At 72.6% G+C, this 25,268-nt stretch carries 22 protein-coding genes and 2 pseudogenes; 14 read left to right on the top strand and 10 right to left on the bottom strand.

Translation table 11 applies throughout. The features are described 5' to 3' along the window. Nucleotides 1-346 precede the first annotated feature (346 nt). The 3 genes from ACIO5D_RS23960 (at nt 347) to ACIO5D_RS23950 (ending at nt 1,963) form a co-directional block, all read left to right on the top strand. Nucleotides 347-829: a flavin reductase family protein gene (locus ACIO5D_RS23960; RefSeq protein WP_363607774.1), complete on the top strand. Its 483-nt coding sequence runs from the start codon at nt 347-349 to the stop codon at nt 827-829. After that, the gene (locus ACIO5D_RS23955) at nt 826-1,668 is read left to right on the top strand and encodes an AfsR/SARP family transcriptional regulator (protein WP_363607775.1); all 843 of its coding nucleotides are present in this window, start codon (nt 826-828) and stop codon (nt 1,666-1,668) included. The genes ACIO5D_RS23960 and ACIO5D_RS23955 overlap by 4 nt, the downstream gene beginning before the upstream one ends. A 73-nt stretch (nt 1,669-1,741) precedes the next feature. After that, on the top strand, nt 1,742-1,963 hold the full coding sequence (locus ACIO5D_RS23950) for a DUF6059 family protein (RefSeq protein WP_363607776.1): 222 nt from the start codon (nt 1,742-1,744) through the stop codon (nt 1,961-1,963). On the opposite strand, the gene ACIO5D_RS23945 is transcribed toward ACIO5D_RS23950, so the two are convergent. Continuing rightward, nucleotides 1,912-2,400 carry a DUF1772 domain-containing protein gene (locus ACIO5D_RS23945; RefSeq protein ID WP_363607777.1) on the bottom strand — a complete coding sequence of 163 codons (489 nt, stop codon included), beginning with the start codon at nt 2,398-2,400 and terminating at the stop codon, nt 1,912-1,914. The genes ACIO5D_RS23950 and ACIO5D_RS23945 overlap by 52 nt on opposite strands. A 356-nt stretch (nt 2,401-2,756) precedes the next feature. Here ACIO5D_RS23945 and ACIO5D_RS23940 point away from each other — a divergent pair, with 356 nt between their 5' ends. Further along, nucleotides 2,757-3,989 (top strand): histidine kinase, encoded by a 1,233-nt coding sequence (locus ACIO5D_RS23940; RefSeq protein ID WP_400797633.1) that lies wholly within the window; start codon nt 2,757-2,759, stop codon nt 3,987-3,989. Continuing rightward, nucleotides 3,977-4,639 (top strand): LuxR C-terminal-related transcriptional regulator, encoded by a 663-nt coding sequence (locus tag ACIO5D_RS23935; RefSeq protein WP_400758771.1) that lies wholly within the window; start codon nt 3,977-3,979, stop codon nt 4,637-4,639. The genes ACIO5D_RS23940 and ACIO5D_RS23935 overlap by 13 nt, the downstream gene beginning before the upstream one ends. Nucleotides 4,640-4,802: 163 nt before the next feature. Here the strand turns inward: ACIO5D_RS23935 and ACIO5D_RS23930 are convergent, their stop codons facing one another. Next, the gene (locus tag ACIO5D_RS23930) at nt 4,803-5,012 is read right to left on the bottom strand and encodes a hypothetical protein (RefSeq protein WP_363607780.1); all 210 of its coding nucleotides are present in this window, start codon (nt 5,010-5,012) and stop codon (nt 4,803-4,805) included. A 221-nt stretch (nt 5,013-5,233) separates the two neighbouring features. Then, nucleotides 5,234-5,638: pseudogene (locus ACIO5D_RS23925) on the bottom strand (aldehyde dehydrogenase family protein); the annotation flags it as partial. Nucleotides 5,639-5,683: 45 nt separating this feature from the next. Here ACIO5D_RS23925 and ACIO5D_RS23920 point away from each other — a divergent pair. The 4 genes and pseudogenes from ACIO5D_RS23920 to ACIO5D_RS23905 form a co-directional block, all read left to right on the top strand. Beyond that, nucleotides 5,684-6,043, top strand: a pseudogene (locus tag ACIO5D_RS23920) (TetR/AcrR family transcriptional regulator); the annotation flags it as partial. A 226-nt stretch (nt 6,044-6,269) separates the two neighbouring features. After that, on the top strand, nt 6,270-8,906 hold the full coding sequence (locus ACIO5D_RS23915; RefSeq protein ID WP_400657615.1) for a tetratricopeptide repeat protein: 2,637 nt from the start codon (nt 6,270-6,272) through the stop codon (nt 8,904-8,906). Between the two features lie 52 nt (nt 8,907-8,958). Then, entirely contained in the window at nt 8,959-9,954 is a 996-nt protein-coding gene (locus tag ACIO5D_RS23910; protein WP_400797630.1) for a Gfo/Idh/MocA family protein, read from the top strand. 238 nt (nt 9,955-10,192) lie between these two features. After that, on the top strand, nt 10,193-11,236 hold the full coding sequence (locus tag ACIO5D_RS23905) for an acyl-CoA desaturase (RefSeq protein WP_363607783.1): 1,044 nt from the start codon (nt 10,193-10,195) through the stop codon (nt 11,234-11,236). A 53-nt stretch (nt 11,237-11,289) separates the two neighbouring features. On the opposite strand, the gene ACIO5D_RS23900 is transcribed toward ACIO5D_RS23905, so the two are convergent. Then, complete coding sequence (locus tag ACIO5D_RS23900; RefSeq protein ID WP_363607784.1) at nt 11,290-12,150, bottom strand: NAD(+)/NADH kinase; 861 nt, start codon at nt 12,148-12,150, stop codon at nt 11,290-11,292. A 210-nt stretch (nt 12,151-12,360) separates the two neighbouring features. Between ACIO5D_RS23900 and ACIO5D_RS23895 the strand changes: the two genes are divergently transcribed. Together ACIO5D_RS23895 and ACIO5D_RS23890 are read left to right on the top strand one after the other, a co-directional pair. Then, entirely contained in the window at nt 12,361-12,981 is a 621-nt protein-coding gene (locus ACIO5D_RS23895; RefSeq protein ID WP_400797627.1) for a hypothetical protein, read from the top strand. A 411-nt stretch (nt 12,982-13,392) separates the two neighbouring features. Continuing rightward, on the top strand, nt 13,393-15,009 hold the full coding sequence (locus ACIO5D_RS23890; protein WP_400797624.1) for a threonine/serine exporter ThrE family protein: 1,617 nt from the start codon (nt 13,393-13,395) through the stop codon (nt 15,007-15,009). Between the two features lie 48 nt (nt 15,010-15,057). Here ACIO5D_RS23890 and ACIO5D_RS23885 read toward each other — a convergent pair whose 3' ends face one another. Genes ACIO5D_RS23885 through ACIO5D_RS23860 form a run of 6 tightly spaced genes read right to left on the bottom strand, consistent with a single transcriptional unit; the run spans nt 15,058 to nt 20,415 of the window. After that, nucleotides 15,058-16,281 carry a cytochrome P450 gene (locus ACIO5D_RS23885; RefSeq protein WP_400758762.1) on the bottom strand — a complete coding sequence of 408 codons (1,224 nt, stop codon included), beginning with the start codon at nt 16,279-16,281 and terminating at the stop codon, nt 15,058-15,060. Next, on the bottom strand, nt 16,278-17,513 hold the full coding sequence (locus ACIO5D_RS23880) for a cytochrome P450 (protein WP_400797621.1): 1,236 nt from the start codon (nt 17,511-17,513) through the stop codon (nt 16,278-16,280). The genes ACIO5D_RS23885 and ACIO5D_RS23880 overlap by 4 nt, the downstream gene beginning before the upstream one ends. After that, a complete protein-coding gene (locus ACIO5D_RS23875) occupies nt 17,510-18,139 on the bottom strand; it encodes a GTP-binding protein (protein WP_400657621.1) in 630 nt (209 codons plus the stop codon). Before ACIO5D_RS23875 ends, ACIO5D_RS23880 begins: the two co-directional genes overlap by 4 nt. Beyond that, nucleotides 18,120-18,476 (bottom strand): DUF742 domain-containing protein, encoded by a 357-nt coding sequence (locus tag ACIO5D_RS23870; RefSeq protein WP_363607790.1) that lies wholly within the window; start codon nt 18,474-18,476, stop codon nt 18,120-18,122. The genes ACIO5D_RS23875 and ACIO5D_RS23870 overlap by 20 nt, the downstream gene beginning before the upstream one ends. After that, nucleotides 18,473-18,904, bottom strand: a complete 432-nt coding sequence (locus ACIO5D_RS23865) for a roadblock/LC7 domain-containing protein (RefSeq protein ID WP_363607791.1) — start codon at nt 18,902-18,904, stop codon at nt 18,473-18,475. The genes ACIO5D_RS23870 and ACIO5D_RS23865 overlap by 4 nt, the downstream gene beginning before the upstream one ends. Beyond that, nucleotides 18,901-20,415 carry an ATP-binding protein gene (locus tag ACIO5D_RS23860; protein WP_400797618.1) on the bottom strand — a complete coding sequence of 505 codons (1,515 nt, stop codon included), beginning with the start codon at nt 20,413-20,415 and terminating at the stop codon, nt 18,901-18,903. The genes ACIO5D_RS23865 and ACIO5D_RS23860 overlap by 4 nt, the downstream gene beginning before the upstream one ends. Before the next feature lie 371 nt (nt 20,416-20,786). On the opposite strand from ACIO5D_RS23860, the gene ACIO5D_RS23855 reads away from it, so the two are divergent. The 3 genes from ACIO5D_RS23855 (at nt 20,787) to ACIO5D_RS23845 (ending at nt 25,074) form a co-directional block, all read left to right on the top strand. After that, the gene (locus tag ACIO5D_RS23855; protein WP_400657637.1) at nt 20,787-21,929 is read left to right on the top strand and encodes an MFS transporter; all 1,143 of its coding nucleotides are present in this window, start codon (nt 20,787-20,789) and stop codon (nt 21,927-21,929) included. 167 nt (nt 21,930-22,096) lie between these two features. After that, complete coding sequence (locus ACIO5D_RS23850) at nt 22,097-23,542, top strand: glyceraldehyde-3-phosphate dehydrogenase (protein ID WP_400758760.1); 1,446 nt, start codon at nt 22,097-22,099, stop codon at nt 23,540-23,542. Between the two features lie 401 nt (nt 23,543-23,943). Next, a complete protein-coding gene (locus ACIO5D_RS23845) occupies nt 23,944-25,074 on the top strand; it encodes a hypothetical protein (RefSeq protein ID WP_400797615.1) in 1,131 nt (376 codons plus the stop codon). Nucleotides 25,075-25,268 lie beyond the last annotated feature (194 nt).

The raw sequence follows: 25,268 nt of genomic DNA, 5'->3' as shown, positions 1-25,268 counted from the left end.
CCGCGGTCGCGGCGCCGGCCGGCCGGCGGACCGCCTGCCCCCGGTCTCCCAGATTGCCCAGTCGGCGCGGCCGACCTCGCCCGCAGCACCTGCTTGAACCCGCCTTGACCTGCGCTTGTGCGCGCCGACACGGTGCTCTGGTAGGGGCGGTCCGGCCTAAAGTACGCCCCGCCTCGTCCTTTGGGCTGTAGGTGGTACCAACATCGCCTCGTTAGGGTCGGACACCTGCGCCGCCCGTTCCCAGCGTTCGTCGTTGCGCTGATGTGAGGTGCGTGCGGTATTCACCTAGGGGGAACACGTGGACAGTTTGACCGTATTCGACACAGGTGGAAGAGACACCGCGCCCGTGGACGGGCGCGTGCTCCGGGAGGTGTGCGGCCGTTATCCGACCGGCGTCGCCGTGATCACCTGCGAGGTGGCCGGCGGAGAGGAGCCGGTGGGGCTGACGGTGAATTCCTTCACCTCGGTCTCGCTCGACCCCGCCCTGGTGCTTTTCTGCGTGCACCGGGACTCGCGGGTCCTCTCGGTCGTCGAAAAGGTCGGCGCCTTCGCCGTCAACATCCTGGCGGCGGACCAGGCGGACTTGTGCCGGGCCTTCGCCCGCCGTGACACCGCGGACTTCGGCGGTCTGCGGCACGGCCCCGGCGTGACCGGCTCCCCGGTCCTGGCCGACGCGCTGGCCTTCCTCGACTGCCGGCTGCACGCGATGTTCCCCGGCGGGGACCACGTCATCGTGGTGGGCCGGGTCGTCCACCTCGGCCTGCTCCGCGAGGACCAGCCGCTGACCTTCTTCCGCAGCGCGCACCCGCGGCTGGAGGTGCTGGGATGACGGTCGTCATGGACAAGCAGCCGACCTACGGCCTGCCGGACATCACCCGCCGCGGGGTCGCCCTGTGCCTGCTCGGGCCGCTGGAGGTCGTCGTCGACTCCGTCGAAGTTCCGCTGCCCCAGCGGAAGTTGAGGCAGCTGCTGGCCACCCTGCTGATCCGGCCGAACGCTACGGTGTCCAACGAGGCGCTCATCCGCGAACTGTGGGGCGACCGCCCGCCGACCACCGCGCTCGCCGCGCTCCGCGTGTACGTCTCGCAGCTGCGCAAGTTCCTGATCCGGCACGACCTCGACGGCCGCTGGTGCACCCTGCGCACCCGGGCGCCCGGCTACCAGCTCCAGGTCAACGAGGGCATCCTCGACACCGTCTGCTTCGACCGGCTGTGCGCGCTGGCCGCGGAGTCGGCGGCGGCGGGGCACCACGAACTCGCGTCGAAGCAGTACCGGGAAGCCCTGGACCTCCGCCGGGGCCCGACGCTGGAGGGGCTGCGGGACAGCTCGGCCCTCTCCGGCACCGCCCTGCAGTACGACGAGGTGTGGATGAGCGCGCTCAAGCGGCGGATCGACCTGGACCTGCAGCTCGGCCGCCACCTGGAACTGATCGGCGAGCTCAGCCGGCTGGTGGCGGAGAACCCGTTGAGCGAGGGGTTCTGCGCCCGGCTCATGACGGTGCTCCACCGCAGCGGCCGCAGCGGTGACGCCCTGGCCTCCTACCGCTGCACCCGGGCCCACCTCATCGAGGAGCTCGGCATCGAACCGGGGCTGGAGCTGCGCATGGCCCACCAGGCCGTGCTCGCCGACGACGAGATGCTCCCCGTGCCGATGAGGGCGTCCGCCTAGTCGGGAACAGTGTCCGGTCACGGGAAAAGCCGGGCTTTATCCGAGCTTTTCCGTGACCGGACACGATGTTTGCATGCGTTGGTCCTTGAGGAATCTGCTGCGTCTTTGCGGGAATGCCGTCATCACCTACGGCCAGTGCCAGATCGCCGTTTCCGTCCCACAGCTGGAGGAGCCGGCCCCGGGGCATCCCGAGCGCACGCTCCGGGGCCGGCCGCTGACGGAGACGGAGAAGGCCCTCGACCGTCAGCTGGACGGCGTCGCGGAGCGGGTCGGGCCGGGCCTGGGACTGTTCTGAGCGACCACGAGCAGGACGAAGGCGGCCACCGCGGTGATGGTGCGCGTCCGGTTGAACAGGTCCCAGCGGTGCAGGATCTCGGCGTAGTCGGCCGGCGGCGAGGTGACCGCCCAGACCTTGATCCGGGCGTTGATCGGGACGTTGCCGAACCGGGTGACCAGGAAGGAGATCCCGGTCAGTGCCGTCGCGCCGGCCGCCAGTAACCGGTCGCGGCCGCGCGTCTGCAGGGCCAGGGCCAGCGACCCGAGGGACGCGACCCCCATCGCGGTCAGCATCACCGGGGAGTTCATCTTCATGAGTTCGGCGTGGAACGACAGACGCATGTCCAGCGGCACTTCCCAGAAGGTCGGCCCCAGATTGACCGCACCGTAGCCGAACGCGCCGGCGAGCAGTCCGGTGGCGGTGACCGCCACGGCTTTCGTTGTGCGAACGCGCATCGTTCTTTCCCTCATCGAGTGATCGGGTTCTTGCTGCCGCCAGCAGCGTAGACCGGCCGGGCACGGGTCCCGGCGGCACGATCCGCCCCGGCGGCACCCGGCGCGCGGGCGGCACCCGGCGCGCGGGCGGTGGCCGCGGATCGTGGCAACTGAATCACCGTCGGATTATCGCTACTGATGGCCGCCTGAGGAGCTTGGCAGGTCGCTGCCCGACCATCGGTGAACCTCCGGGCGAGCACGCCCATCGACTGGGGTGACAGGGGCACCGCACGGTGCACGACCGGTTCGTTACGGTGGACGCGTCGTCACGGCGCGGCCGCCGCCGCGACACGCCCCGTCCTCAGGAGGCCCAGCCGGTGTCAGAGTTCGAGCTCCAGACGGACACCGAGGAGACGTCGGGACTCGCGGCGGCCGTCCGGGACGCCCGGGACGCCAGTGCTTTCCTGTACGCGGGCCTTCCGGTGGCGCTGGTCTGCTTCCTCGGCTGTTTCGCCGTGCCGGCCGCGCTGTTCTTCACCCTGTTCGTGATCGGTGCGCCCGCCTGGCCGGAGGTGGTGCGGGCCCTGCGCCGGCTGGCGGGTCACGAACGGATGCGCGCCGGGGCCTTCCTGGGTGCCGCGGTTCCGGAGCAGTACCTGCCGCTGGACGGCTCGCTGTCGGACCGGTTCCGGCTGGCGATGACCGATCCCGGCACCTGGCGCGACGCCCGCTGGCTGCCCGTGCAGACCCTGGGCGTGATCGTGCTGAGCCTGCTGACCCTGGTGCTGTGGCCGGTCGGCCTGCTGGTCGACGGCGTGCGGCTGGGCCTGGCCGTCGGGGCGGCGGGGCGGCGGGGTGTCCCGTCGCGGGCCGAACCGGTGGTGCTCAACCTGCACGTGTTCCTGGCGGAGCGTCAGGCTGGCTGGACGGCAAGGCTGTTGTGCCCCTCCGAGTCGGCCCGGCTGGCCGAGCGGGTGGCCGAGCTGTCGGAGAGCCGGACCGGTGCCGTCGAGGCGCACAGCGCCGAACTGCGGCGCATCGAGCGGGATCTGCACGACGGCGTTCAGGCGCAGCTGGTCGCCCTGTCGCTGCGGATCGGGCTGGCCAGGCAGCAGTTGGCGAAGGACCCGGAGGCGGCCAGGGCGCGGCTGGACGAGGCGCAGGAGGGCGCCGAGCGGGTCCTGGCCGATCTGCGGCAGGTCGTCCGGACGGTCCATCCGCCGGTACTGACGGACCGTGGACTCGCCGGAGCCGTCCGGGCGCTGGCCGCCGCTTCACCGATTCCGGTGGAACTCCGGATCAGCGCCATGGAGAACGGCCACCGGCTGCCGGCGTCGGTGGAGGCGGCGGCCTACTTCGTGATCGCCGAGGGGCTGACCAACGTCCGCAAGCACAGCCGGGCGACCAGGTCCTCGATACGCTTCCACCGCGGCGGCGGACAGTTGACCATCACGGTGACCGACGACGGTCGCGGAGGCGCCGACGAACACGGCGGCTCCGGCCTGGTCGGCATCCGCCGCAGGGTGGCCGCGCTCGACGGCACGGCGACCCTCACCAGCCCTGTCGGGGGGCCCACGGAGCTGAAGGTGGAGCTGCCATGCGGATCGTGATCGCGGAGGACAACGCCCTGCTGCGGGAGGGGATGGTCCTGCTGCTGAGCAGCAACGGCCACGAGGTGCCCGCGGCGGTCGGCGCGGGCCCGGAGATCCTGCCCGCGCTGCGCGGGCACCGGCCCGATCTGGCCGTCCTCGACGTCCGGCTGCCGCCGTCGTTCCGCGACGAGGGGCTGCGCGCGGCGATCGCCGCTCGGCGCGAACTGCCGGACCTGCCGGTCCTGGTGCTGTCCCAGTACGTCGAGGAGACCTACGCGGCCGAGCTGCTGGCCCATGGCGCCAACGGGGTGGGGTACCTGCTCAAGGACCGGGTGGGGCGGGTGGAGCAGTTCCTGGAGGCGGTGGCGACGGTCGCCGCCGGCGGCACCGTGCTCGACCCGGAGGTGGTCACCCAGTTGCTCAGCCGACAGGTCGCGGCCCGGCCGCTGCGCAGTCTGAGCCCGCGCGAGCACGAGGTACTGGGGCTGATGGCGCAGGGCAAGGCCAACAGCGCGATCTCGGAGCAACTGGTGATCACCGAGCGGGCGGTGAGCAAGCACATCCGGAGCATCTTCGACAAGCTCGAACTGCCGCCGGAGGGCGGCAGCGTGCACCGCCGGGTACTCGCCGTACTGACCTTCCTGGGGCACGACGTCCAGGAGTCGTAGCGGCCCGGAACACGGCGGAACCGGGTGCCAGGGGCGGTCGGCCGCTTCGTGGGCGGTGGTTCCGCCCACGACAGCCTCCCGCTCGTGGGTGGCGGGACGTCAGCCCGCCATGTCACCGACGCTGGTGCGGGCGGACGGGACGGCCTCGGCCGCGGTCGGGACGTCAGTTCTCACCGTTGCTCGCCTTTCGCCGGCGGGCGATGCCCCAGACCAGGGCGATCGCGTCCAGGGCGAACCCGGCGACCATGACGGTGGTGTGGGTGCTGCCCGTCACCCCGTGGGAGACCACGGAGGTCAGCACGGCACCGGTGAGGAAGACCACCAGCGGAAGGACCACCCAGCCCGATCCGGGTTTTCCGGTTGAACCGGCCATGAGAAGACTCCTCGAAACCTCTGGAAGACGCGGCCGCGACCGCGCCGCCGTACGTCTCGAGTCTGGCCGACCGCAGCGGTCCGGAAAGTACACCGCACACCCGAAGGGGGGTGTTGCCTGCACTACTCTTCCGGGTTCCGGGCGGAGCCGGCCCGACCCGGCCGAGCGTCCGGCCGGTGCCGCTCCGCCCCGGCTTGAAGGGTTTCCGGTCCCGGCAGGCCGATGGACTGGTACTCGGTGTAGGCGCCCAGGCCCACCGGGCCGTACTCGCGGCCGAGGCCACTGGCCTTGAACCCGCCGAACGGGGCGCGCATGTCCCTGGGGGCGCCGTTGACGGTGAAGGTGCCGGTGCGGACGCGGCGGGCGACGTCGAGCCCGTGGTCGGGGTCGGCGGTCCACACGCCGCCGGCCAGTCCGTAGGCGGAGTCGTTCGCGAGGGCGACGGCCTCGTCCTCGGTGTCGAACGCGATCACCGACAGGACCGGGCCGAAGATCTCCTCCCGGGCGATCCTCATGCTGCTGGTGACGTCGGCGAAGAGGGTGGGGCGTACGTAGAAGCCCTTCTCCAGACCGGGGTCGTCCGGTGCGCCGGGGCCGCCGAGGACCGGGCGGGCGCCCTCGGCGACACGGACGGCACCGGCGCGACCTCGACGGCGCGCGCCTTCGCGGACGCCTACGCCGCCTCTCTCACCGCCCGCCCGGTGCTGTGCGAACTCGCGAGCGTGCTGGCCGGCGTGCTGGAACGCACGGTGTCCGTGGAGACGGTGCGCGACTACAAGCGGCGGGCGCTCGCGAACAACGACCGCCTCGCCGGCATCGTCCACACCCGCCTGCCCGGGCTCGACCCGTCGGCGGCGAAGGAACTGGCCTCGGCGACGATCGTCCTGATCGCCGGCCTGTGGCCGCTCGCCCACCCCGGCCCGACCGTCGTGGCCGCGGTGGAGGACCCGGCCCTGCTCGCCGCCCACGTCGACTTCACCGCCCGCTACAGCCGCATGATCGAACTGCTGGCGGCCTCGCTGTCGGCCTGAGCCGCACGAGACGCGGTGCCCGGCGGCGTGCGGCAGGAAGGTGCCGAGCCGCTCCAGGCCGCCCTCCCGGCCGACCGGAGACCCGTCCGCGTCATCGGCCGAACGCCCGAACCGCCCGATGGGCTTCTTGTGATGCTCGATCGATTGCTGACAGGATCTCAATTCGACCTGCCGCACCAGGGTATGTTGACGAAGCGGCCTCAGGGCGGCATGCGGAGGAGGCGGAATGGCACGGGTGAACCTGCGGGCCGCGTTCATGAGCGGCCTCTCGTCCACCGTCACGGCACAACAGGTCTTCACCAACCGGGTCGACGAGGTGGCCGCCTTCACCAGGTCGCTGGAGGGGCTCCGCCGGATCCTGGACGAGGCCGAGGTCTCGCCGGTCGTGGACCGGGCGCAGGGGCGCCGCAACGTCCTGACGCTCTACGGGGTGGGCGGCATAGGCAAGACGACGCTCTCCCACGAGCTTGAGCGCCGGCTGCTCGCCGACGCGGCGGCCGAGGAGCGCGACGATGTCGTGGCCGTGCGCGTCGACGTCTCCGAGGACGGCGCCTGCGACATCGAGAGCCTGCTGCTGCGCCTGCGGGCCGGGCTGGGGCAACTGGGCAGCCGGTGGCCGGCCTTCGACCTGGCACTGGCCTCCTACTGGGCCCGCGCCCATCCGGGGGAGACGCTCCAGGACTTCCTGGACTCCTCCCCGGTGCTGCGGCGCGCCTCCCGGAGCATCGGCCTGGGTGACCAGATCGCGGAGGCCGTGCGACAGGTCGACCCCGCCGGGCTCGGCGGCCTCACAGGGCTGGCGCACCGGGCGGCCCTGGCCACCTACCGCGCCGTCCGGGACCGCGTGCGCGAAGGACGCCTGCTCTCCGACTGCGAGCTGTTCGCCGAACTGGTCGAGGCCGACGCCGACTACGAGACGCTCTCGTACTTCCCCTACCTCCTGGCCTGGGACCTGGAACACCAGACCCGCCGGGGCCGGCCCGCCCGGCGGCCCACGGTGTGCGTGTTCCTCGACACGTTCGAGGTGGTCAACGGCCGGGCCGACCGCACGGTGGAGCGCCTGATCCAGCGGTGCGTCTACCTGATGCCCAACGTGCTCTTCGTGATCACCGGCCGCAACCGCGTCGACTGGGCCGATGAGGGGGTGGGCGGGGAACTGGACTTCACGGGGCCGCAGTGCTGGCCGCACCTTCACTTCAGCAACAACACGGCCGAGCCCCGGCAGCACCTCGTCGGCTACCTCTCGGACTCCGACGCCGACAGTTACCTCAGCGAGGCGCTCACCCAGGACGGCGAGCCCGTGATGCCGGCGGCCGTCCGTGAGCGCATCATCGCCGGCGGCCAGGGCCTGCCGCTGTACCTGGACCTGTCGGTGTCCCACTTCGCCGCGCTGCTCGCCCGCGGCGGGCAGCCGTCGGTCGCGGACTTCGGCGGCTCGTTCACCGCCGTGGCCACCCGGTCGATCCGGGATCTGCCCCGGGACGAACGCGACCTGGTCCGTACCGCGGCGCTCACCGACCGGGTCGGCGCCGAACTGCTGCGGGCCGGACAGCGCGGTGTCTCCGACGGGAGCGTGGCCCGGTTCCTGCGCCGGCCGTTCCTGACGCACGACGACGCCTACGCCCTGCCGTACGCCCTGCACGCGGCGCTGCGCCGTGCCATCGGCGAAGCCGACCGGACGCTCCGGGACGGCTGGTCCGACCGCGACCGCAGGGAGGTCGCCGCCCGGTTGCTGACCTGGCTGGGCGAGCGCCTCGGGCCGTCCGGCGGCCGGGTCGCCGTCGCCCAGGCCCTCGAATCCGGGCTCAAGCTCTCGGCGGCGCACGGGGTCTTCGAGGACTGGATGGCGCGGGCCACGCAACGCCTCGTCGAGGCCGGGCAGTGGTCGGAGCTGGGTGCCGGGCTCACCCCCGGTGTCTCCGGGGCGCCGGAGTACCGCGCCGTCCTCGCCGCGATACGGGGAGTCCAGCTGCGCCGTACGGGCCGCGCCGCGGAGGCGGTCGAACTGCTCGGCGGCGCGGGGGAGGGCGTGCCGCCCGGCAGCCCGACGGCGCAGCTGGTACGCATCCACCTCGCCCATGCCCTGCGCAACCACGGCGACTACACGGAAGCGGCGGAGATCTACCGCGCGCTGGTGGGCGGCGAGTTCGACACCGCGGCCCGGTACTGGCTCTGCGACTTCGACTACCTCAACGGGCGCTTCGCCGCCGCCCTCGGGTCCCTGCGGGAGCAGCGCAGCCGGGGGCCGGAGGACGAGGGCGAACGGCTCCGGCTGGTCGGGCACATCTGGCGGGTGAACGCCCGCTTCGACGAGGCGACCGCCGCCTACACCGAGGCGATCGGCCTGGCCCGGCGCGAGGGCCTGGCCGCCGCGGAGGCGAAGGCGCTGGCCAACCTGGCGCAGACGGTCTGCTGGTCCGGCGACACGGCCACCGTGTCGGACGCGGCGCTCCGGGCGCGGGACCTGCTCGACCTCGTGCCCAATCCCGTCGAGCTGGTCAAGATCCGCTCCGCGGAAGCGGTCGCGTACGCGGTGGCCGGTGATGCCGGGGCCGCCATGGACGCGGTCGGGGGCACCCGGCGGCTGGCGGACGGCATCGGCTACCGGGGCGGCCACAACCTGGCGGACGTGGCCGAGATCCTGCTCGGTGTGCTCGGCGGCGACCACGACGGGGCCCGCCGCACGCGGGCCGAGCTCGACGCGCGCACCCGCAGGTCGGGGGGCAACACCTACTGGGTGCCGATCGTGACCAGTTGGATCGACGGCGTGCCGAAAGCCGTCGAGCACGGTCCCGGTGTCGAGTGGGTCGACGGTCCGGCCGTGTCGTTGGGCCGCTGGGCCGAGGTGGTCACGCGACGATGAGGCGTCAGGGCCTCGGAACACGGGGCCGGGCCGGACGAGGGGAGCAGATTTCATGACCGACCCGGTAGGCGCCGGCCAGGTACGTGGCCCGGCACGCGTCGGCCCGGTACGCGTCGGCCTGGTCGGGGTCGGCATCATCGCGGCGACTCATCTCGCCGTCCTGGCCGAACGGGACGACGTGGTACTGGAGTTCACGGTCGACCCCCGGCCGGTGGGGCCGGTCGCGTTCCGCGGCGCCGCGCCGCCCCACCACAGCAGCCTCGCCGAGGCGCTCGACGCGCACCGGCCGGATCTGGTGGTCCTCGCCACCCCTACGCAGACGCACACGGAGCTGGCGGCGCTGGCCCTGGTCCGCTCCACGGCCAGGGTGCTGGTGGAGAAGCCCCTCGTCCACGATCTCGGCTCACTCACCCGGCTGCGGGCGCTGGACGGGAAGGCCGACGTGCGGGGCCGGCTCTTCACCGCCCACCACTTCGCCTTCTCTCCCGAGGTGGAGTGGGCGGCGGAACTGATCGCCGCGCACCCCGGCTGGGGGCCGGTCACGGCCATCACCTCGGCGTTCTACGACCCCTATGTGCTCCGGGGGCCCGAGGCCTTCGCCTCGTACGTCTCCAGCTGGACGGACTCCGGGGTGAACCAGCTCAGCATGCTCACCCGTTTCGTCGACCTCACCGAGCTCACCGCCGTCCGGCAGACGGACGGTGGCGCGAGCGCATGGTGCACCATCGGGTTCCGCTCCCGGGGCGAGCCGGGTACGGCCCGGCTGCGCAGCAGCTGGCTGACCGGCTCCAGCAGCAAGGAGAGCAGCCTCGTCCTCGGCCGGCCGGGCGTGGAGGTCTGGATCGACCACACCGCCATGACCGGATTCGCCGCCCGGGACGGTGAGTTGCTCGCCGCCTTCGGCAACGACGGCCGGACCCCGCGGAAGGTCGCCCACTACCGCCCCCTCTACGCGAGCCTGCTCTCCGGCCGGCCCGACCCGGTGCTCGGCTTCGACGCCGCCGCTGCCATCACCGGGATCCATCACGCGGTGCCCGCCGTACGGTAGCTCCCGGGTCCGCCGGTCACGCGGACCTGGTCCCGGCCGGGATCGTCCCGCCCCGCCGGCCGCAGCGACGACCTTCCGGGCCCGACCGGGTGGTGGGGCCGGCACCACCCACCGGGCCGGGGGATAGCCCCCTGCCGCTTCGGGGTGGTGGCGTCATGGCCGCCGCGGCCTGCCGGTCCGTACGTTTCATGGGGTCAGCGCAGGTCACTGCGGGGGACGACGACCGGCCGGAGACGCGATGCCACACGCCAGCACGACCCTTGACGCCAGCGCCGAACCCCGTGCGGCCAGCGACTTCGCGCCCCTCCTGAGGGCGGTCAGGGACCAGGGGCTGCTCGACCGCCGCATCGGCTGGTACGCGGCCGGAGCCACCCTGAACCTCGTGGCCCTGTCCGGCACGGTCGCGGCCATGGTGCTCGCCGGGGACACCTGGTGGACCGTGCTGTTCGCGCTGCCGCTGGCCGTCCTCTGGGCCCGCACCGCCTTCTTCGGGCACGACGCGGGCCACGCCCAGATCACCCGCGGCAGGCGGGCCGGGCGAGTCGTCGGGCTCCTGCACAGCAACCTCCTCCTCGGGATGAGCTACGCCTGGTGGAACGACAAGCACAACCGCCACCACGCGAACCCCAACCATGTCGACAAGGACCCGGACGTCGGCGTCGGCGCCCTCGTCTGGACCCAGCGGCAGGCCGAGCAGCGCGCGGGCCTGGCCCGCTGGCTCACCCGCAACCAGGCCTGGCTGTTCCTCCCGATGCTGCTGCTGGAAGGCATCGCGCTGAAGGTGTCCGGATTCCAGGACCTCAAGCGCCAGCCGCCGCGCGAACGCACCGTCGAGGCGCTGCTCCTGGTGGCCCACCTCGTGGGCTACGCGACCGTGCTGCTGACCGTGTTCTCCCCGGGCCGGGCCCTGGTCTTCGCCCTGCTGCACCATGCCCTGTTCGGGCTCCACCTCGGCCTCACCTTCGCCCCGAACCACAAGGGCATGGAGATGCCCGACCCGGACGGCGAAGGCTGGGGCCACCTGCGCCGGCAGGTGCTCACCTCACGCAATGTGCGCGGCGGGTTCGTCACCGACTGGGCGCTCGGCGGCCTCAACTACCAGATCGAGCACCACCTGTTCCCCAGCATGCCGCGGCCTCACCTGCGGCTCGCCCAGCCGCTGGTCCGCGCCCACTGCGCGGCGGTCGGGATCCCGTACACCGAGACGTCGCTGCTCGACTCCTACCGCCAGGCGCTGCGCCACATGCACGAGGTCGGTGCGCCGCTGCGGGCGCCGCGGTAGCGGGCCGGGCCGGCGACGGGGAGGAACCACCCCGGGACCGCCACCGCGGACCGCTACTCGGCCTCCGCCGAGCCGGTGAGACGCAGTTTGCGCTGGGCGCGCTGGTAGAAGGTGGTCCCGCCGAGACGGATCACCCGTGCGGCGGCGGGCCGCATGACGACGTCGATGACGTCGCCTGGCCGGGCGGCTCCCACGAGCAGGCCGTCCGCCTCGATGCCGAGCTCTCCGCTGGTGGGCAGGACTTCGAGGGCGAGCTTCTCCCCGGCGGAGAGGAACAGCGCCCGGTTGAAGGCGGAGTGCGGGGCGACCGGGATCACGAGCATGCCCTCCGCGCTCGGGGAGACGAGCGGACCTCCGGCGGAGAAGCTGTAGGCCGTCGAGCCGGTCGGTGTCGCCGCGATCACCGCGTCCGCGAGGTAGCGGACGAAGGAGTGCCCGTCCACGCGCAGCGAGACGGCGGCCGAGGGGTGTCCCGGCCTGCGGACCAGCACGATGTCGTTGAAGGCCACGGCCTCCCGCCCGGCGACGACGGCGCTCACCGCGGAGCGGGGCTCGGTGGTGAAGCGGTGCTCGTCGATGGCCGACAGAGCCGACGGAAGCCCGGGGACGTCGATCTCGGCCAGGAACCCCAGACGCCCGAGATTGACGCCCAGAACCGGGGCGTGCCCGGCTGCCGCCAGCCGCATCGCCCGCAGCATCGTGCCGTCCCCGCCCAGGCCGACGATGAGGTCCGCCCGGCGCGACAGATCCTCGGGAGTGACCGCGACCGCCTGATCGGTCGTGCGCCCCATGTCCTGCGCGCAACCGAGGACGATGGCGCCACGGGCGTGCGCCCAGGTGGCGATCGCCTTGATCGCACACTCGCAGTCACGTTGCGGATGCAGGACAAGCCCGACAGTGCTGACGGCTCGCATGGACCGGCTCCTCGGGTGTCGACCCAGTGGACGGCTCTCCCCCTTCGTGATTTCAGTGACGCACGCGGCAACGGCCCGGACAACCCGGCGAGCGCGCAAGCCGCACCGGAGGCGTTCGGCGGGTGGGTCGGCGGGTGATTCAGCGTGTGAGCGGTGGGGAACGCGCCGGGTGCGGGAGCCGGACGCCACCGTGGGAGAGGCAATGTCGTCATGGACACCGAATCGCTTGTACGTACCCGCCGCGCCTTGCACGCGGTCGCGGAGCTGGTCCTGGCCGGCCCGCAGTTCCGGACCAGTGGCACGATCAGGCTGCGCGCCTCCCTCGGAGGCTTCGCCACCCGGGCCGAGCCGAACGTGCAGGTCGTCGGTGCGGATCTGGTGGCGTCCGGACAGCGCCTCTTCCTGGAGCGGACCACCTGCGCGGCGCTGGCGGCCGCGATCGGGGTCACGGCCGGTGCGCCCGCCGGGCTCTACCAGGGCGGATCCGGGGTCGGCCCCGAGGACGTGATCGAAGCCGATCCGCAGCCGGCGCACCGGATCGCGCACGGTTTCGCGGTCGGCGACGCCGCACTGCGCCGGATGTTTCCCGGGGCGGATCCGGTGATCTGGCCCGAGCACTTCGACATCGGCGTGACCGTGGCCGCGGTCGACTACGGAGTCTCCCCGGGCGACGACTTCCAGGCGGAGCCGTACGCCTACGTCGGCCCGCGCACCCGGCAGCAGGGGACGTACTGGAACGCGCCGTTCGGCGCGGTGGCCACGGTCCGCGAGCTCGGCGGCGTGGACGGCGTGCTGGCCTTCCTCGAACAGGGCCGTCAGCTGGTCGCCTGATCATCGCTGGCGGCCGTAGCTGCGGCCGTCGATGAGGCCGAACGGCACCGCCCGGAGCGCCGTCTCGTCCACTGTCCTGTCGCCCGGGGGCTTGTTGAGCGGTCCGGTGCGGGCCTGGCCGGGTGGTGTCGGTTGCGAGGCTGCGACGGCTCGACGGGGCGGGAGCAGGGGCCCTTCCCCCTCCGGGCCCTTCGGGGGCTGCCCGCCGGGGTGAGCGCGTTTGGTGCGGCGGGCTCCGGTTCGGTGGTGGTGCGCGCCGGGGGAGCGTTCAGTCGGCTGTAGCCATGGGTAGTGGAGTGGCTACCAAGGGTCATGGCTGATGGTGGCGGGGTGCGGCGTCGGGCACCCGGCCGTGTTGGAGCAGCTTGACCCGCCGTCACGGCGTAGGCGTGGCAGTAGGGAGTGGCGGTGGTGCCGGAGCAGGATCGGCCGGGCGGACAAGCCGGTGCCGGACAGGGTGAGCCGAAGCGGGCCGCCGGCCCGGCCGGGCGCTCCGCGGCGGAGGTGGAGGCGCCCGTGCGGGACGGCGGCGGGGGCGGGCTGGGGCCGCCGCGGCCGCCGGTCGGGGCGGAGGCCGTCCCGGATTCCGGCCCGGTCCTTCCCGGCGACGCCCCGTGGCTGGACCGGATGCTTCCGCTGCTGCGCACGCCGATGGCCGAGCGGCCGGCCCCTGACGACGGTCCGCTCGACGGGGGGAAGCCCGGACCGGAGAGTGCGGCGTGTGTCCTGGACCTCGCGCTGCGGGTCGGGGAGCTCCTGCTCGCCAGTGGCGAGGCGGCCGAGGACGTCGAGGCGGCGATGCTCGGGATCGCCCGCGCCTACCGGGTGTACCCCTGTGAGCCGCAGGTCACCTTCACCCTGGTGTCGATCTCCTACCAGCCGACGTCCGCGGAGTCCCCGCTGATGGTGGAGCGGACGGTGCGCCGTCGCGTCAGTGACTACGCGCGGCTCGCGGCCGTGTTCCGGCTCGTGTCCGACATCACGGCGGGCGGAGTCGACGTCGACGACGCCGGCCGGCGGCTGGCCTGGGTCCGTCAGGGCCGGCCCTACCCGGTCTGGCTCCTCGTCCTCGCCTCCGGTCTGCTGGCGGGGGCCGCCACGGTGTTGGTCGGCGGGAAGGCGGACGGCCGGGCCTGGCTGGTCTTCGCGAGCGCCTTCGTCGCCGCCGTCGCGGGGGATCGGCTGGCGGCGCTGGTCGCCCACCACGACCTGCCGGAGTTCTACCAGTTCGTGGTCGCCGCGATGCCCGCCGCGCTGATCGGCATCCTGCTGTCGTTCAACGACCTGCACCTGCGGGGTTCGGTCGTGATCACCGGCGGGCTGTTCGCCTTTCTGCCGGGCCGCTTCATGGTCGCGGCGGCGCAGGACGGGCTGACGGGTTTCTACCTCACGGCCGCCGCGCGGCTGCTCGAGGTGCTGTACCTGGTGGCCGGGATGGTGATCGGCGTCATGCTGGTGCTCTACGTCGGCGTCAGCAGCAACGCCGACCTGAGGAACTGCGAGAGCCCCGACGGGGTGGCCAACCCCCCGCTCCAGCTCGTGGCCGCGATGCTGGTGGCCCTGGCCTTCGCGGTGCTGTTGCAGACCGACCGGAGCACCGTGCCGCTGGTCGTCCTCAACAGCGCCGTCGGATGGGCGACCTACGGTGTGCTGGTCAACGCCCTGACCGAGCCGATCGTGGCCGCCGGGTCCGCCGCCGGGCTGGTCGGGCTCTTCGGCCAGCTCATGGCCCGGTACCGGGGTGTGTCCGCGCTGCCGTACGTGACCGCCGCGATCGGTCCGCTGATGCCCGGTTCCGTCCTGTACTTCGGCCTGCTGTCGTTCACCCAGGGCCGGCTCGACGCCGGGCTGGCCTCCGTCGGCCGCGCGTCCGCGACGGCGATGGCCCTGGCCATCGGCGTCAATCTGGGGGGCGAGGTGGCCCGGCTGTTCAAACCGCTGTCGAACCCGGAACCCGCCCGCGGCGCCCGCCGGTGCGGCCCGCCCCCTCCCACCGGACCGGACGGTCAGCCGGGCTGGCCCTGCTGACGGCGGACCGCCGGGGGCGGGCCGCCAGCCGGGGGGGGGCGATGCCCGTCAGCCCAGTCGTACGGGGAGTTCGTACAGGTCGTTCTGGGTGACGACCGGCTTGTTGCGCAGGGCGGACCGCTCGACCGCCAGGGCGAGTCCGGGGAACCGCGCGTAGAGCGCGGGCAGTGCCACCCCGGCCTCCAGCCGGGAGAGCGCCGAGCCGGGGCAGACGTGCGGGCCGTGGCCGAAGGAGATGTGGCGGTTGGGGGAGCGGGTGATGTCGAAGTCGCCGGCGGAGGGGCCGTGGGCCTGCTCGTCGCGCCCGAGCGCCGCGTAGGAGACGATCAGGGCGTCGCCCCGGGGGATGACCTTGTCACCGACCGGGACGTCCTCGGTGGCGAACCGGATCAGGACGTGCGAGGTGGGCGTGGACCAGCGCAGCGTCTCCTCGATCACCGCGTCCCAGCCGACCTGCCCGGAGCGGACGAGGGCCAGCTGGTCGGGGTGGGTGGAGAGGTTGACCACCGCGTTGACGATCAGCGAGATCGTCGTCTCGTGGCCGGCGGCGATCATCAGCTGGAGCGTGTTGACGATCTCCTCGTCGGTCAGCCGGTCACCGTCCTGCGAGGCGAGGATCAGCGCGCTGGTGAGGTCGTCGCCGGGCGCGGCGCGGCGGGCCTCGACCACCCGGCGCATCATGGCGCCCAGTTCGGCCAGGGTGGCGACGACCTCCTCGGGCGGGGTCTGGGTGGAGAAGAACCTCTCGAAGAGGACCTTGAGCCGGGGGTGGTCGGCGGGGGCGATGCCCATCAGCTCACTGACGACGTACATCGGCAGCGGATAGGCGAACCCGGCCTTCAGGTCGACGACGGCGTCCGGCGCGTGGGACGCGAGCCCGTCGAGCAGTCCGTCCGTCAGCTCGGTGACGCGCTCCCGCAGCAGCTCCACCCGGCGCGGGGTGAGGGCCTGGGCGACCAGGGCGCGCAGTCTGCGGTGGTCCTCGCCGTCCACGGTCAGCATGGAACGGCCGGGGTTCGCCAGGCCGATCAGGGGCCAGTCCTGGGGGATCTCACCGCGCTGCCAGGCGCCCCAGACGCCGATGTCCTTCACCAGGCGCCGGTCGGTGAGCAGTTGCCGTGCCTCCGCGTGGTGGGTGACGGCCCAGACCGGGACGCCTCCCGGCAGCTCCACCTCGGCGAGCGGGCCGGCGGCCCGCAGCAGGGCGCTCTCGGCGTCGAGGTCGGTGACGAACGGGTCGAGCGCGATGCGCCCGGTGCTCGGGATGGTCATATCCTCGCGTCTCCAAGGGCAGGGGTCGGGGTGAATCGCACGGGCAGCCCGGTCAGTCCGCGCAGCCACGGGGACGGACGCCGGGTGAGGGACTCCGCGGGGACGGCCAGGTCGATGTCGGGGAGCCGGTCGAGCACCACCTCGATGCCCGTGCGCGCGATGACCTCCGCGATCTCCTGAGCGGGGAAGGGGCAGCGGTGCTCGCCGTGGCCGAAGGAGAAGAACGCGTTGTTGCCGCCGGTGAGGCAGGTGCCGTCGGTGCGCACCTGGGGGTCGGTGTTGGCACCGGCCAGGCCTAGCAGCAGCAGGTCGCCGGTCCTGATGTGCTGGTCGCCGAGCCGGGTGTCGCGGGACGCCCAGCGACCGGCCACGTTCTGGGTGGGGGTGTCCTCCCACAGCACCTCGTTCATGGCCTCGGCCACGCTGTTGCGACCGCCGAAGAGGGAGGCGGCGAACCGGGTGTCGGTGAGCATCAGCCGCAGCGAGTTGCCGATCCAGTCGGCGGTCGGCTGGTGGCCGGCGGCCATCATCACCATCAGGTCCTGCGTGATCTCCTCGTCGGTGAACCCGGAGGAGTCGGCCAGCATGTGGGAGACCACGTCGCGGCCGGGCTCGGCGTGCTTGTCCGCCAGCAGGCGCTGCATGGACTCCGCCAGGTGCCGCATCCCGGCCATCGCCTGTTCCTGGCCGTTGATCATGTCGTTCATGGCGGTGACCAGGCCGGGCCCCTGCTCGTCGGCGAACCCGTAGAGCCGGGCCAGCACGCGCAGCGGAAGCAGCATCGCGTACTCGGCGATGATCTCCGTCGCGCCCCCGGCGCAGAACGCGTCGATCAGCTCGTCGGCGAACTGCTCGGTGTACGCGCGCAGTTCGGTCGGGTCCACGGCACCCAGCGCGTCGCCGACCATGGCGGCCCGCTGGCGGTGGCGTTCGCCGACCGTGTAGAGGATGGACGGCTGCTTCTGGCCGATCATCGGCCGCAGCGGCCAGTCGGCCGGAATCCGGTCCCACTGGTTCCACAGGTCCGAGTCCCGGCTGAAGAGCACCGGATCGCCGGTGACCTGGTGCAGTTCGCGGTAGCCCAGAACCAGCCAGGCCGGTACGTCGCCGTCGAGCAGCACGGGCGCCACCGGGCCGTGCTCGTGACGGATCTGCCGGTACAGCTCGGCCGGTTCGGTCTGGAACCGGGGGCCCGACAACGCGACGGGGGCGGGGCCGTGGGCACTGGTCACTGGGCGGACTCCTGGGGGGCGTACCGGGATCGGACGTGTTGCACGAGCGAGATGAGCACGTTCTTGCTGGACTCGCGCGAGCGGGCGTCGCAGTCGAGCAGCGGCACGCCCGGGTCGAGGTCGAGCGCCTCCCGCACCTGCCGCGCGCTGAACTCGGGGCCGGCGAAGTCGTTGCAGGCCACGACGAAGGGGGTGCCGAGCGCCTCCAGGCGGTCGATGGCGTACCAGGAGTCCGAGATCCGGCGGGTGTCCACCAGGACGACGGCACCCAGGGCGCCCGAGAACAGCCGGTCCCACAGGAACCAGAACCGCTCCTGGCCGGGCGCCCCGAACAGGTAGAGGACGTTGAGGTGGTCCAGTGAGATACGGCCGAAGTCGAAGGCGACGGTCGTGGAGCTCTTGGTGCCGACCCCGGAGGTGTCGTCGACGGCCTCCCCCGCCCGGGTCATCGTCTCCTCGGTGCTGAGGGGCCGGATCTCGCTGACGGAGCGCACCATCGTGGTCTTGCCGACGCCGAAGCCGCCGACGATGACGATCTTGATGCCGTTTTCCGAGGTGGCCCGCAATTCCGTGCGGGCGCCCGGAAGACCGGCGGCTGCCGGACGGTCAGAGGCTACGGAGGCCAACGAGCACCTGCTCCAGGAGGTCGAGGTCGGGAATGCTGTGAGCCGTGGCGGAGGTGCGCGGATGGCGCGCGCTGATCCGGCCCGCGTCGAGCAGGTCGGACAGCAGGATGCGGACGATGCTCACCGGCAGGCGCAGTTCGGCGGCTATCTCCACCACTGCCGTGGGCCGTTGGCACATCCGCAGGATCGCGGTGTGCTCGGACTGCATGCCCGGGACCGGGGCGAACTCGGCGACCACCAGGGTCACCAGGTCGAAGGCGTCGGACCCGGCGCGGCTGCGGCCCCCGGTGAGGGTGAAGAGCCGGTCGGGTGCGTCGTCCCTGCCGGGCCGGCTCATGAGCGGGCGGCCGTGCGGGGCGCGGCGCGCAGGTGCTCGCCGAGCTGCTCGACGAGTTCGCTGACGTTGTGGCCGACGAGCCCGGGGTCCGCGTCCTCGGCGGCGATGACGGCCAGGTGCGCGCCCTCGCCCGCCTCCACGATGAACAGGATGCCGCCGTAGAACTCGGTCATCGCCGACCGCACGCCGCCGGAGCCGTCGCCGAACTCGATGGACGCGCCGTGGGACAGCGACTGGATGCCGGCGGCTATCGCGGCGAGCTGGTCGGCCTGGTCCACCGACAGTTCGGGGGTGCGGCAGAGTTTGAGGCCGTCGCGGGAGAGGAGCAGCGCGTGCCGGGCGCCGGGGGTGATCTTCAGCAGGTTCTCCAGCAGCCAGTCCAGCTTCTCGTCGGCGGTGGCCGTGGCGTTGGGGACGGTGGCGGTCATCGAGGGGTGTCGCCTTCCGGGTGCGGGTGCGGGGCCGGGATGTGGCCGGTGGTGGTGGACGGGTCGTCCGGTTTCTCCGGAGCCCTGACGCCGTCCGGCGAGGCCGTGCGAACGGCCTGGCGGAACGTACTGAAACGGGCCATACCCGCCTTGACGCCGCCCTGCGGCCGCTCCGTGGGGGCGACGGCCGGGTGGCGGGCGCTCTCGGCGGCGGCCAGGGTCTGTCCACGCCGGCGGTGCGGCAGAGCGCCGTTGCCGTCGTCGGGCGCCGGAGCCTCGCGGGCGGGGACGGGCTCGGCCCGGCCGGGCGCCGTGCCCGCGGTGACGGCCCGCGGCGCCGGACGCCCGACGCCCGCGGCCACCGCCGGCGTCTTCGCGGGAGCGGTTCCGTGCGGTGCGGCGGCGCGGCTCAGCAGTTCCTGCGGAACGAGGACCAGGACGCCCGTGCCGCCGCGTGCGGACGGCCGGAAGGAGACGGTCAGGCCGTGCTTGCGGGCCAGCCGGCCCACCACCGAGAGGCCCAGCCGGGTACCGGAGAGTCCGCCCAGCCCGGTCGCCTCACCGCGGACGGCGCGCTCCGCGCGGCGCAGCTGCACGTCGCCCATCACCAGGCCGCTGTCCTCGACGGAGACGAGGGCACCCGCGGGCACCTGCTCGACGTACACGTGGACCTCGGCCGTCGGCGGAGAGAACTTCGCGGCGTTGTCGAGGAGTTCGGCCAGGACGTGCATCACGCCCTCGGCGGCGTGTCCGACGACGGCCACCTCGCCGACGGAGTGCAGCCGTACCCGCTGGTAGCCGCTGATCCGGCCCATCGCCCCGCGCAGGACCGACTCCATCCCGATCGGCCGGGCCCAGCGGCGGCCCGAGCGTGCGCCGGTCAGCACCGCGACGGAGTCGGCGAGCCGTCCCGCCTGTGCGGTCCGGTGGTCCAGGTGGAGGAGGTCTCCCAGGACGTTCTCGTCGGTGTGGCGCTCCTCCATCTCGCGCAGGTCGGCGAGCAGGCCCGTGGCCATGGCCTGCATCCGGCCGGCCGCGTTGGCGCACGCGGCGATCGCCGCGGCGCGGGTGGCGGCGGCGAGCCGGGCCTGCTCCGTCAGCCGGGCTGTCTCGCGGGCGTGTTCGCCGATCAGGCGGGTCCGCTCGTCGGCGAGTTCCGCACTCCGCCGGGCGGTCTCGTCCGCGAGCCGGGCATGTTCCCGGGCGGTCTCGTCCGCGAGTCGGTCGCGTTCGTGGCGCAGTTGGTCGGCCTCCTGCCGCGCCGCCGTGACCCGCCTCCCGAGTACCCGTGAGGTCTGGACGGCGTAGGTGGCCGCGGTCACGGCGACGCACAGCAGCAGCGCGCCGGCCCCCGCGCCCCAGCCGAGCGCGCTACGCACCGACGCCGGCGCGGCCGCCGTGGAGACCGCCACGACCGCTCCGGTGGCCAGGGCCGTTGTCAACAAGGCCAGGACGGAGGCGCGTAGCGGCGGACGCTCGTGATGCGGAGCGAAGGAGGGTGACGCCGTCATCAATATCCTCGGAGTGCTCGTGAGCCCGATTCCCCGGGGGTGCCGTCGACAGAGACTGACGCCGACCCGGTCAACGAGGGGCCACTATAAATCAGTTATTGATCGCTTTTGAACCGCTTCCCGGGGTCGAAGTGATCACAGGCGCACCCTCCGGGCGCTGTGACCAGGCAGTCACGCCGTTCTGGCGACGATTCAGCTGACGCTCCGACGGGCTTCGACGTTGACGTCGCAATCACGCCGGACCCCGGCGGTGGCGGCTGCTGGACTTGACGGAACATCACCGATCCCCGGACAGGAACGCCCCCGTGCCCGCTGCCGCCGCTCCCCACGCCGACGTGTCCACCCGGACCGGCCCGCCCGCCCTCGGCCCGATGGGCGGCTGGCTCGCCGTCATCTCCGTGACGACGGGAATCTTCTCCATCGTCACGACCGAGATCCTGCCGATCGGTCTGCTGACGCCGATCGGCGCCTCCTTCCGGATCTCGGACGGCGCGGCCGGGCTGATGATGACACTGCCCGGGATCGTGGCCGCCGTCGCCGCCCCCGCCGTGACCGTCGCGGCCAGGGGGACCGACCGGCGCACCCTGCTCTGCGTGCTGATGTCGGTCCTCGCCCTGGCCGACCTCCTCAACGCGCTGGCCCCCGCCTACTGGACGGTGCTGGCGGCCAGGATCGTGCTCGGCCTGGTCATCGGAGCCTTCTGGTCGATCGGCGCGGGGCTCGCCCCGCGCCTGGTGCCCGGCCCCCGGCGGGCCACGGCGAACGCGGTGATCTTCTCGGCCGTCCCGCTCGGCTCCGTACTCGGCGTGCCCGCCGGGGTCCTCCTCGGCGACCTCGCGGGCTGGCGTGCCGCCTTCACCGCCATGGCCGTGCTGACGCTGCTCGTGCTCGCCGCGCTCCTGGTGTCCCTGCCCCCACTGCCCCCACGGACCACCACCCGCCTGACCGTGCTGCGCGACCTGCTCCGCACCCCGGGCGTGCGGACCGGGCTCGCGGTGACCTTCCTCGTCGTGACGGCCCACTTCGGCACCTACACCTACGTCACGCCCTTCCTGGAAGACGTTTCGCACGCGGGACCGCGCCTCGTCACCGCCCTCCTCCTGGCCTACGGCGTCGCGGGCGTGGCCGGCAACTTCGCGGCGGGCGCCTGGGCGGCGCGCGCACTGCGCCCCGCCGCCACCACGGCCGCGGGCCTGCTCGCGACCGCGACCCTGCTGCTCCCCGTCATCGGGACGACCGGCCCCGGCGCGGCCGTGCTCCTGGTCCTGTGGGGCCTGGCCTACGGCGCGGTACCGGTCTGCGCCCAGACCTGGTTCCTCGCGGCGGCGCCGACCGCGCCCGAGGCGGCGTCCGTCGTCTTCACCTCCTCGTTCCAGGCCACCATCGCGCTGGGGGCGCTGGCCGGCGGAGCGGTCGTGGACGCGGCTTCGACCTCCGTGGTCATGGTGCTGGGCGGGACCGTCGCGGTGCTCGCCGCGGCGGTGGCGTGGATCGGCGGCGGCCGGGTCCGGTAGGCGGGGCACGGGCCGGGAGCGCCGGACCGGGAGCACCGGACTCCCATCCGCACTGGTCAAGCGGTGTGCCGGCGCGGGGGCGGGGCGGCGTTCGGGTGGGTCCGCCGCAGAGAGCAAAACGGCCCAAAGCTAGCATGGGCGCATCGCCTAGCTCGAAAGATGGACCTGTGACTGTCAACGAAGACGTGTTCACTAACTGGAAGAACCGCGAGGAGATCGCGGAGTCGATGATTCCGATCATCGGGAAACTGCACCGGGAGAGGGACGTCACGGTCCTGCTGCACAGCCGCTCCCTGGTGAACAAGTCGGTGGTCAGCATCCTCAAGACCCACCGGTTTGCCCGCCAGATAGCCGGCGAGGAGCTCTCGGTCACCGAGACGCTTCCGTTCCTGCAGGCTCTCACCACGCTCGATCTCGGCCCTTCCCAGATCGACATCGGCATGCTCGCCGCGACCTACAAGACCGATGACCGAGGCCTCTCGGTCGACGACTTCACCGCCGAAGCCGTCGCCGGGGCCATGGGCGCCAACAAGCTGGAGCGCCGCCAGGCGCGCGATGTCGTGCTGTACGGGTTCGGCCGTATCGGCCGCCTGCTCGCCCGCCTGCTGATCGAGAAGGCCGGCTCGGGGAACGGCCTGCGGCTGCGCGCCATCGTCGTCCGCAGCAGCGGTGACGAGGACCTGGTCAAGCGCGCCTCGCTGCTGCGCCGTGACTCCATCCACGGCCAGTTCCACGGCACGATCACCGTCGACGAGGCGAACAACAAGATCGTCGCCAACGGTCACGAGATCCGGGTGATCTACTCGGACGACCCGACGACGGTGGACTACACGGCGTACGGCATCAACGACGCCATCCTCATCGACAACACCGGCAGGTGGCGTGACCGCGAGGGCCTCTCGAAGCACCTCCGCCCCGGTATCGCCAAGGTGGTCCTGACCGCGCCGGGCAAGGGCGATGTCCCCAACATCGTCCACGGTGTCAACCACGACACGATCAAGCCGGACGAGCGGATCCTGTCCTGCGCGTCCTGCACCACCAACGCGATCGTGCCCCCGCTGAAGGCGATGGCGGACGAGTACGGCGTCCTGCGTGGTCACGTGGAGACCGTCCACTCGTACACCAACGACCAGAACCTCCTGGACAACTACCACAGCTCCGACCGCCGTGGCCGCTCGGCGGCGCTCAACATGGTCATCACCGAGACCGGCGCGGCCTCCGCGGTCGCCAAGGCGCTGCCCGACCTCGACGCGACGATCACCGGCAGCTCGATCCGCGTCCCGGTGCCGGACGTCTCGATCGCGATCCTCAACCTGCAGCTCGCACGCGAGACCACCCGCGCGGAGGTCCTCGACTACCTCCGCAACGTGTCGCTGACCTCGCCGCTCAAGCGCCAGATCGACTTCATCAGCGCGCCCGACGCGGTCTCCAGCGACTTCATCGGCTCGCGCCACGCCTCGATCGTCGATGCCGGTGCCACCAAGGTCGACGGCGACAACGCGATCCTCTACCTCTGGTACGACAACGAGTTCGGCTACTCCTGCCAGGTCGTCCGCGTCGTCCAGCACGTCTCCGGAGTGGAGTACCCGACGTACCCGGCCCCGGCGGTCTGATCGTGGGGGGACCGACCCCGGCGGACTGACCCCGGCGGACGGTCCGTTCGGCACGCGCCGGGGCGGCGGAGGGCAACTGCCCTCCGCCGCCCCGGCGCGTCGCTTCCCCGCGCCAACTGCGGTGACAGGAATGCGGGCTCATGCACCCCTGAGGCACTCCGGTCCGGGCCCCAGTACGTCGTGACCCGGTCGGGTTCCTGCCCGAGGACGGCTCCCCGGAGGACCTCGCCCTGGGGCTTGACGGGTGAACCGGTTTGCGCGGCGCACCGGACGCCCCTGACATGTGACCTACCGTCAGCCCCATGTCTCGGGTACCTCGTGGGTTCATGATCGTGGTTCTTGGCGCGTTTGGCGGAGGATCCTGGTTGGGGGGTGCGCCGGCGGCGTCCGCGGCATCGACGGTGACCCAACTGGACATCGCCGGCAACTGCTCCCTGTCGTTCCAGAACACCGACGCCGCCGGGCTCGCGTACTTCATCGTCGAGCCGATCGGCACGTCGGGCGATCCGTGCCGGATGCAGATCGCCGATTCGAACGGTGTCCCGTTGGTGGACGTCACCGCGATCGGCACTCCGGCGGTCGCGTACCTCGACGCCGCCGGTACCTATCAGGAGCAGGTCACCGACGTCACGCAGGGCTCGGTGGCCGGAGGCTCCAACCCGACGGTGACGGGCAGCCCGGTCCTGCCGACGCTTCCGGCGGGCAAGGCGACCAGCGGCGGGTGCTCGAAGGCGCTGCAGACGCGCACCGTCGCCGGGGTAGTGGTGCCGCAGTACGCCACCGGCTGGAACATCGTTTCGAGCGACAGCGGCGCGTCATGCACCAACCAGGTCGGCGCGGTCGGCACGAGCCCGTCGGCCACGGTGGCCGCTGACACGGTGCAGGTCGCCGTTCCCGACCCGTTCGGTCTCTCACTGACCAAGTCGGTCACCTCCGGCGGGGCCGTGATCACCACGGCGAACGTCGGCCAGACCGTCACCTACCAGTACACCGTCACCAACACCGGCCAGGTGCCGTGGACGGTCTCGGTCAACGATGCGCACCCGGGCCTGTCCCCGGTCACCTGCCCCGGCACGCCATTGCCGGCGGGGCAGAGCCAGACGTGCCAGGCCACCTACACCCTCACCGCGGCAGACGGGGCCGCCGGATCGGTGACCGACACCGCCACGGCGGCCGGGCTCGACCAGACCAGGCCGTTCGCCACGGGAGCCACCGTCACCTCCGCCCCCGCCACCGCCCGGCTCAACGTCACGGCCGCCAGCTCGTCTCCCTCTTCCTCCCCGTCTTCGAGTCCGACTTCCTCCCCGTCCCCTTCTCCGTCCCCTTCCCCCTCCCCGACTTGCTCTCCGTCCCCGAGACCTTCCGCGACACCGAGCGCGGGGCATTTGGTCGCCTCCTCCCCGGCCGCCGTGGGCCAGGAGCTGCCCGCGACCGGAACGGGGGCCGGCCGGACCGGGTGGATCGCTGCCGTGCTCACCGCGGCAGGGGTGACCACCGTCCTGATCGGCAGGAGGCGTCAGCAACGGCACTGACCCCGTCCGGACGGGCGCCGTTGCTCCCCGTGCTCCCCGTTCCTCACCTCCTCCCCGGTCCGGGCCCGGGATTTGCCTCAGGCGCCCGGTCGGCCTATCGTTCTCTAGTCGCTCGACAGGGAGCACCGGACACGCATCGGCGCGGACGGTCCCGGGGCGGCCAATCCACGAAACACCACTTCCCGGTTCTGTCG

This window comes from Kitasatospora sp. NPDC087315 (genome assembly GCF_044744345.1).
In the GTDB taxonomy this organism is placed as follows: Bacteria; Actinomycetota; Actinomycetes; order Streptomycetales; family Streptomycetaceae; genus Kitasatospora.
The sequence above is the reverse complement of the archived record's forward strand: the minus strand, read 5'-3'. Positions and strand labels throughout refer to the sequence as shown.

Bases quoted from the DNA above. Each gene is read 5' to 3' on its own strand.
- ACIO5D_RS23955 (WP_363607775.1), top strand. From the start codon at position 826: ATGACGGTCGTCATGGACAAGCAGCCGACCTACGGCCTGCCGGACATC.
- ACIO5D_RS23950 (WP_363607776.1), top strand. From the start codon at position 1,742: ATGCGTTGGTCCTTGAGGAATCTGCTGCGTCTTTGCGGGAATGCCGTC.
- ACIO5D_RS23945 (WP_363607777.1), bottom strand. From the start codon at position 2,400: ATGCGCGTTCGCACAACGAAAGCCGTGGCGGTCACCGCCACCGGACTG.
- ACIO5D_RS23935 (WP_400758771.1), top strand. From the start codon at position 3,977: ATGCGGATCGTGATCGCGGAGGACAACGCCCTGCTGCGGGAGGGGATG.
- ACIO5D_RS23930 (WP_363607780.1), bottom strand. From the start codon at position 5,012: ATGGCCGGTTCAACCGGAAAACCCGGATCGGGCTGGGTGGTCCTTCCG.
- ACIO5D_RS23915 (WP_400657615.1), top strand. From the start codon at position 6,270: ATGGCACGGGTGAACCTGCGGGCCGCGTTCATGAGCGGCCTCTCGTCC.
- ACIO5D_RS23910 (WP_400797630.1), top strand. From the start codon at position 8,959: ATGACCGACCCGGTAGGCGCCGGCCAGGTACGTGGCCCGGCACGCGTC.
- ACIO5D_RS23905 (WP_363607783.1), top strand. From the start codon at position 10,193: ATGCCACACGCCAGCACGACCCTTGACGCCAGCGCCGAACCCCGTGCG.
- ACIO5D_RS23900 (WP_363607784.1), bottom strand. From the start codon at position 12,150: ATGCGAGCCGTCAGCACTGTCGGGCTTGTCCTGCATCCGCAACGTGAC.
- ACIO5D_RS23895 (WP_400797627.1), top strand. From the start codon at position 12,361: ATGGACACCGAATCGCTTGTACGTACCCGCCGCGCCTTGCACGCGGTC.
- ACIO5D_RS23885 (WP_400758762.1), bottom strand. From the start codon at position 16,281: ATGACCATCCCGAGCACCGGGCGCATCGCGCTCGACCCGTTCGTCACC.
- ACIO5D_RS23870 (WP_363607790.1), bottom strand. From the start codon at position 18,476: ATGAGCCGGCCCGGCAGGGACGACGCACCCGACCGGCTCTTCACCCTC.
- ACIO5D_RS23865 (WP_363607791.1), bottom strand. From the start codon at position 18,904: ATGACCGCCACCGTCCCCAACGCCACGGCCACCGCCGACGAGAAGCTG.
- ACIO5D_RS23860 (WP_400797618.1), bottom strand. From the start codon at position 20,415: ATGACGGCGTCACCCTCCTTCGCTCCGCATCACGAGCGTCCGCCGCTA.
- ACIO5D_RS23855 (WP_400657637.1), top strand. From the start codon at position 20,787: ATGGGCGGCTGGCTCGCCGTCATCTCCGTGACGACGGGAATCTTCTCC.